At 68.2% G+C, this 4607-nt stretch carries 7 protein-coding genes; all 7 read right to left on the bottom strand.

The window, feature by feature from the left end:
* The coding region (locus HG250_RS07900) for a glycosyltransferase (protein ID WP_170004460.1) at positions 1-398 on the bottom strand (398 nt) is incomplete at its 3' end.
* 15 nt (positions 399-413) lie between these two features.
* On the bottom strand, positions 414-1472 hold the full coding sequence (gene leuB, locus HG250_RS07895; RefSeq protein WP_170004458.1) for a 3-isopropylmalate dehydrogenase: 1059 nt from the start codon (positions 1470-1472) through the stop codon (positions 414-416).
* A 3-nt stretch (positions 1473-1475) separates the two neighbouring features.
* Positions 1476-2105, bottom strand: a complete 630-nt coding sequence (recO, locus tag HG250_RS07890) for a DNA repair protein RecO (protein ID WP_170004456.1) — start codon at positions 2103-2105, stop codon at positions 1476-1478.
* Positions 2106-2207: 102 nt separating this feature from the next.
* Positions 2208-2447, bottom strand: coding sequence for a hypothetical protein (locus HG250_RS07885; RefSeq protein ID WP_170004454.1), 240 nt, complete (start codon positions 2445-2447; stop codon positions 2208-2210).
* Between the two features lie 99 nt (positions 2448-2546).
* Positions 2547-2798: an accessory factor UbiK family protein gene (locus HG250_RS07880; RefSeq protein WP_170004452.1), complete on the bottom strand. Its 252-nt coding sequence runs from the start codon at positions 2796-2798 to the stop codon at positions 2547-2549.
* Positions 2799-2852: 54 nt separating this feature from the next.
* Positions 2853-3407 carry a TspO/MBR family protein gene (locus HG250_RS07875; RefSeq protein ID WP_170004450.1) on the bottom strand — a complete coding sequence of 185 codons (555 nt, stop codon included), beginning with the start codon at positions 3405-3407 and terminating at the stop codon, positions 2853-2855.
* A gap of 189 nt (positions 3408-3596) precedes the next feature.
* Positions 3597-4379, bottom strand: a complete 783-nt coding sequence (locus HG250_RS07870) for a TlyA family RNA methyltransferase (RefSeq protein ID WP_240957003.1) — start codon at positions 4377-4379, stop codon at positions 3597-3599.
* Between the last annotated feature and the right edge of the window lie 228 nt (positions 4380-4607).

The raw sequence follows: 4607 nt of genomic DNA, 5'->3' as shown, positions 1-4607 counted from the left end.
TGCGCCCAGTCCGCCACGCTGCCGCCCGGTGCGAAGCGCGAGGCGACCGCCACATCCGCCCCGCCCCGCACGGCGGCGAGCATCGCGGGGAGCAGCGAGGGGTCGTGCTGATGGTCGGCATCCATGACGGCCACATGCGGCGCGGCGGTGGCCAGCATCCCCTCGATCGCGGCGGAGGACAGCCCCCGCCGGCCCATCCGCTGAATGACCCGCACACGCCCGTCGCGCCGGGCCAGCAGGCGCGCCTCATCCGCCGTCCCGTCCGCGCTGTCGTCGTCGACGACGATCACTTCCCACGCGATGCCTCGCAGCGCGGCGCCGATCCGGTCGATCAGCGGGGCAAGATTGCCGCTTTCGTTCAGCGTCGGAAGGACGATGGCAAGGTCCGGCGGGGTCACTCCTGCGGCCCCGGCCTACAGATTCGCCAGCACCGCATCACCGATCGCCAAGGTTCCGGCCTGTCCGCCCAGATCGTAACCGCGAATACCGCTCGCAAGCGTCCTGGCGACGGCCTGTTCAACGCGGGCGGCGTCGTCCTCGCGCCCGAAGGAATGGCGCAGCATCATCGCCGCCGACAGGATCGCGGCCAGCGGGTTGGCCCCGCCCTGCCCGGCGATGTCGGGCGCGCTGCCGTGGATGGGTTCGTAAAGGCCGAAAATGCCATGTTCCGTCTGCCGCTCGCCCAGCGCCGCACTGGGCAGCAGGCCGATGGAGCCCACGCACATGCTCGCCTGGTCGGACAGGATGTCGCCGAACAGATTGCCGGTGACGATCACGTCGAACTGGCCGGGGTCTTTCACCAATTGCATCGCGGCATTGTCGACATAGAGGTGGTCGAGCGCGATCTCGGGAAATTCCGCCGCGGTTTCCACCATCACGTCGCGCCAGAGCTGGCTGGTCTCAAGCACATTGGCCTTGTCCACGCTGGTCAGGCGGCCCTTGCGACTCGCGGCGGCGGCAAAGCCCGTGCGGGCGATGCGGCGGACCTCGTCCTCGGCGTAGGACATCGCGTCCCATCCCTCGCGCCGCCCGTCGGCGGTGCGGCGCATGCCCTTCTCGCCAAAATAGACGTCGCCGTTCAATTCCCGCACGATCAGCAGGTCGATCCGCCGGGCGATCTCGGGGCGCAGGGCGGAAAGATCCTCCAGCCCGTCGAACATGCGCGCGGGCCGCAGATTGGCGAACAGGCCGAGCTCGCGGCGCAGGCCCAATATCGCCTGTTCGGGCCGCAAGCGCCGTTCCAGCGCATCGCAGTCAGGGTCGCCCACCGCACCGAACAGCACGGCATCGGCAGCCTTCGCCATCTCCAGCGTCTCGGGCGGCAGAGGGTGGCCATGGCGGCGATAGCCCGCGCCGCCGACATCGCCATGCCAGATGGTCAGGCGCGGCAGGCGCAGCGCGTCCAGCACCCGCAGCGCCTGTGCCGTCACTTCCGGTCCGATGCCGTCGCCTGCCAGAACCGCCAGTTTCATGCGTTATCCCTCCGGATCGCCAGCCCCGGCGATCTTCGCCAGCCTCGCCCCCAACATGGTGCGCGCAGCCATAACATCGCCCCGCCGGTCGGCAAGCAGGTAGTGCCGGATCGGCTGAGCCAGCCGGTAGAAGGCGGCAAGCGCAGCCTCGAACCCCTGGTCAGGTGTAACGCGTGCCGGTGCCGGCGAACCATAGCCAAGCTCGCGCAGCAGCAGCGCTTCATACATGACCAGCCCGCCCAGCCAGCCGCGCGCCGAAGGGGCGAGGCACACCAGTTCGAGCAGCGCGGCCAGCGCGCTGTAGAGGCGCGGATAGGGATTGCGTTCGGGCAGCACGGTCGCCGTCAGCGCGCAGACCCACTGGATGGCGGCGGCTGGCAGCGGTTCGGACAGCCACGGCCCCCGGCTGCGCACCAGTTCCAGCCGGGCGAAAGGCAACTGGCTGTCCGACCGCGCGCGCAGATCGGCGGCGACGAGATTGCCGGGGATGACCACGGGCCGTATCTGCCGCCCGCGCCCGCCCGCGACATAGGCTGCGACCATGCCGTGATTCTCGGTCAGCATCCGGGCGATGATGGCGGTTTCGCCATGGTGGCGCGCAGCGAGGAAGATGGCAGGGGCGCGTAGCTGCATGGCTTCCATGTGGCGGGCCGGCGCGAAACTTGCAATCATGCGCCGGGGCGGGCGCCGGGGCGGGCCTGCTCGCTCACGCCGCGCCGCCCATGCGGGATTCCGTCAGTCTGGCGCAGCCCCGCTGCGGGAGGCGCGCGTCGCCAGCGGCTCGCCCCGGCCCATCGACCAGTTCTTCTGCATCCGGACGGTAGGATTGGGCGCGCACCAGATCTCGCCCGTATCGTCGATGGCGGTGACCCAGAGCAGATTATGTTCCTGCCCGTAATCGATCATCGCCAGGGCATAGCCATCCCCCTTGCCGAGAACGTGCAGCGGGATCGGAGGGTTGAGCTGGATGATCATCGCGGCCTGCCTTGTTGAACCTTGATTCTACAAGGCCCAAACAGGCGCGCCGGTTCCCGCATTCACAATTATCAGCTTCGCCGGCGGAGTGTTCGGGGTTCAGTCTGCCGCGTGCCGGGCTTCGAGCAGCGCGATCCGGGCGGCCAGCCGCTCGTTTTCTTCCCGCGCCCTGACCGCCATGTCCTTCACCGCGTCGAATTCCTCGCGCGTGACGAAATCCATGCCGCCGAGCGCTTCCTTCAGACGTTCGCGGCCGCTCTCCCGCGCCTCGCGCGTCATGCCGGCAAAGGTGCCCGCCGCGCTGTTGGCGAGCTTGACGAAGTCGGAGATGAGGGGATTCTGGCTTTGCATGATGCCTATGTGGAGTGCCCGGCGGTTCCCGTCAATGCGTGCCGAGCAATGCTCCTAGATGGCGATCCGCTGCACCGCGCCGCTATCCGGCACTGCCGCAGGGTCGGGATTCAATTGCAGGATTTGCCAGTTCAGCAGCGTGGCGAACAGGATCCAGAGAATATAGGGCACCATCAACAGGCCCGCGCCGCGCCTTATGCGCCAGAAATAGATGGCCGTGACCAGTGCCAGCGCATCGAGAACGAGAAGGACGATGAGGGCAAGACCCATGTCGCGCATGCCGAAGAACACCGGCGTCCAGGCCAGGCTGAGGGCGAATTGCAGCGCGAACAGCACCAGCGCCATCGCCCGCCCCCTTGCGCCCCATGCCGCGCAGATCAGCGCCAGCGCCAGCCCCTGCATCACGAACAACAGGCCCCAGATGATGCCGAACCACATCGGCGGCGGGTAGATCGCGGGTTTGTCCAAGGCGGCGAACCACGGATTGTCCGGCCCGCTGGGCGCAAGATTGCCCGAGAGAAAGCCCAGCAGAACGACCGCCGGAACCGTCACCAATGCCCAGCGCAGCAGGCTGGCGCGCAACTGGCGGCGCGAGGCAAGGAGATTCATATCAGACTTCCCGGCATATCAGACTTCCCCGCATCGCAAACTCCCTGACCGGCACGGACCTGTCCGGCTCCTTCGCCCGCCCTGCGGCATGGCAGCCGCTTCTTCGCAAGCCGGTTAGCCTGCACCGGCGGTGGCCGCAATGCCGCCGGGCCGAGGGTCATCGGCCGCGTATCCTTGCGGGACAGGTCGCTAGCGCCGCAAGGCGTGGACCAGGAATTCGACATTGCCTTCCGGGCCGGTGATGGGGCTTTTCACGATGCCATGCACATGCCAGCCGACCTGCACGAACCAGTCGCGCACCTCGTCGCAGCAGCGCCGGTGCAATGCGGGATCGCGGACGACGCCGCCCTTGCCGACCTCCTCGCGGCCGACCTCGAATTGCGGCTTGATCAGCGCCACCAGGTCGCAATGCCGCGCGGCGAGGCGCAGCGGCACCTCCAGCACCTTGGCCAGGCCGATGAAGGAGGCATCGCAGACTACCCAGTCGCAGGGCGCATCGATCATCTCCGGCGTCAGAACGCGGGCGCTGGTCTGTTCCAGCACGGTGACGCGCTCGTCCTGCCGCAGTTTCCACGCCAGCTGGTTGGTGCCCGAATCGACGGCGAACACCCGCTGCGCTCCCCGGCTGAGCAGCACATCGGTAAAGCCGCCGGTGGAACTGCCGATATCCATCGCAATGCCGCCCGCCGGGTCCAGCGCGAAATGATCGAGCGCATGGGCCAGCTTGATCCCGCCACGGCTGACCCAGGGGTGGTCGCGCCCGCGCACCTCCAGCGGCGCATCGGCGGGCAGTTGCTGGCCGGGTTTCGCCAGCTTCGTCTCGCCGGTAAAGACCAGCCCCGCCATGATCAGCGCCTGCGCGCGGGTGCGGCTTTCGACGAGACCCCGGTCCACCAGCATCTGGTCGGCGCGCTGCCTGCCCCTTGCGGCGGGGGTGTTGCGGCGCGGAGACGGGGAAAGCGGATCGTTCATGGACCCGAATGGCCCTAGCGGGCATTGTGCAAGGTGAAAACCGCCTGCATGAAGGCGATCGACAGAACAGGGAAAATGCATGCCTGCATCACTATCCGCCCCCGCCTTTCGCCGTTTCGGCAGGCCCGCCGCCGCCGCGCTGACGCTGGCGCTTGCCTGCTGCAGCCCCGCGCCCGCGCCGCAGCCGGAGGAACGCCACCGCCCGGGTTTCGAAGACACGATCTGGTT

Origin of the sequence: Pseudopontixanthobacter vadosimaris (genome assembly GCF_012979275.1) — a bacterium.
Taxonomy (GTDB): Bacteria; Pseudomonadota; Alphaproteobacteria; order Sphingomonadales; family Sphingomonadaceae; genus Pseudopontixanthobacter; species Pseudopontixanthobacter vadosimaris.
Note: the sequence above shows the minus strand (reverse complement) of the source record. Positions and strands in the feature narration are given on the sequence as shown.

What these genes read in the sequence shown, in the direction of transcription:
- HG250_RS07875 (WP_170004450.1), bottom strand. Translation starts at nt 3,407, where the DNA reads ATGAATCTCCTTGCCTCGCGCCGCCAGTTGCGCGCCAGCCTGCTGCGC.
- HG250_RS07885 (WP_170004454.1), bottom strand. Translation starts at nt 2,447, where the DNA reads ATGATCATCCAGCTCAACCCTCCGATCCCGCTGCACGTTCTCGGCAAG.
- recO (WP_170004456.1), bottom strand. Translation starts at nt 2,105, where the DNA reads ATGCAGCTACGCGCCCCTGCCATCTTCCTCGCTGCGCGCCACCATGGC.
- HG250_RS07870 (WP_240957003.1), bottom strand. Translation starts at nt 4,379, where the DNA reads ATGAACGATCCGCTTTCCCCGTCTCCGCGCCGCAACACCCCCGCCGCA.
- leuB (WP_170004458.1), bottom strand. Translation starts at nt 1,472, where the DNA reads ATGAAACTGGCGGTTCTGGCAGGCGACGGCATCGGACCGGAAGTGACG.
- HG250_RS07880 (WP_170004452.1), bottom strand. Translation starts at nt 2,798, where the DNA reads ATGCAAAGCCAGAATCCCCTCATCTCCGACTTCGTCAAGCTCGCCAAC.